The following is a 1630-nucleotide window of genomic DNA, read 5'->3' as shown; positions in this document are numbered from 1 at the left end:
TTAGTTTCCCCTGAAAAAGTCAGGGTGTTTTGAGCATAATTAAAAGGAATTCAGCACCTCAAAATGGAAATTGTTATTGACGAGATAACAAAGTTCCACACCCCGAGGGAAGAATTCCTTTGCTATAGGAGTTCAACAGAAGCCCACGGGAATCCTTCCAAGAGGTGAAGAAAATGTTGAAACTTCGAGACGAGCAATTGACCATCTGGGATGCCATTCTCCCGGAATCTGTTAGAAAGTTGCCGGTCGAGCTTGCAATCATAGATCAATTACTGGACGACGACCGTTTTCTTCAACCGTTTACTGAGTTGCACCCGAAAGGCAAGAAAAGCGGCCGTCCTACGCTTGCAATTGAAAAGTACATCCGTCTTATGGTCCTGAAGCATAAATACAATTTGGGCTACGAGTCACTCGTGAAGGAAGTCGGTGACAGCATCACATGGCGAATGTTCTGCCGGTTTGCCATCGACGAACCGATGCCCGACCCGTCTACGCTCATCTATGCCCGCAAACGCTACGGCGACAAGATCGTCGAAGACATCAATGCCGCACTCGTAAAGCAGTGTGAGGAAAAAGCCGTTCTGAAAACCCGCAAATTGCGCACGGATACGACGGTTGTGGAATCCGACATCCATCACCCGACAGACGCTACGCTGTTGCAAGATGGCGTAAAAGTCATCACTCGAACGATTCAGAAAATCCGGAAAGTCGCCTCCCACACTGTTCAAGGCTTTGAAGATCGTACGGCAGAAATCAAGGAAAAGATTCTGTCCATCGCGAAAGTTCTACGTCGCCGCACCCGTGAATCTTGGGAAGAAGTTGACCGGATCACTGGGAGCGTAATCGAAGTAGCCGAGAACGTTGTGAACAAGGCGCAAGCCGTTATCGAGAAACTGCAAGACAAGGGCAAAGCTGCTCTTCGACAAAGTAAAACCAAACTGACCGAGGCGGTCACGCTAACCGGCAAGTTGTTGGAACAAGCCAAACAGGTCGTTTCCGGCAATCGAATCATCGCAGATCGGATCGTCAGTTTCTTTGACCCGGAAGCAAGACCGATTAAGAAAGGTAAGCTGGCCAAAGGAACTGAGTTCGGCTACAAGGTGCGAATCGACGAGACGGAAAGCGGCTTTGTGACCGGCTACGCTGTCTACGAAGGGAACCCCTCGGATGATGAACTGCTCGTTCCCGCTGTACAGGCGCATATCAAGCAATTCGGCAAAGCGCCGCAAGCTGTAGCGACCGACCGCGGTTTCTCAAGCAAGAAGAACGAAACGGCCATTACCGAACTTGGTGTGAAGCGAGCTAGCTTGCCGCGAAAGGGCAAAAAAGGCATTGCCCGATCCGAGTACGAAAACGAATTATGGTTCAAAGACTTGCAGCGTTACCGTGCAGCTGGAGAAGCGAAGATTAGTCTTCTCAAGCGGAAGTACGGTTTGAACCGCAGCAGGTATCGGGGCTTTGTCGGCTCAAAATGCTGGGTCGGCTTCGGGATTCTGACCCACAACCTGCAAAGAGCGGCAAAAATGCTCCAAAACTAACATGGAAACCGATCATTAGGGAAAGTTCCCCCTCACAACCCAGCCAGCAACCCGAAACTATTTTTGAAAATCGACTTTTTCAGGAGCAACTA

General features: G+C 49.8%; 1 protein-coding gene. It reads left to right on the top strand.

Going from position 1 to position 1630, the window contains the following annotated elements:
* The first annotated feature begins 173 nt into the window (after positions 1-173).
* Entirely contained in the window at positions 174-1538 is a 1365-nt protein-coding gene (locus tag AC27KL_RS27975) for an ISNCY family transposase (RefSeq protein WP_019007868.1), read from the top strand.
* Positions 1539-1630 lie beyond the last annotated feature (92 nt).

The sequence above is a fragment of the Paenibacillus sp. YAE3 genome, from assembly GCF_057546105.1.
This window is presented reverse-complemented; position numbering and strand designations above follow the sequence as displayed.

Excerpts from the sequence above, each read along its gene's own strand:
- AC27KL_RS27975 (WP_019007868.1), top strand. The coding sequence starts at position 174 with ATGTTGAAACTTCGAGACGAGCAATTGACCATCTGGGATGCCATTCTC.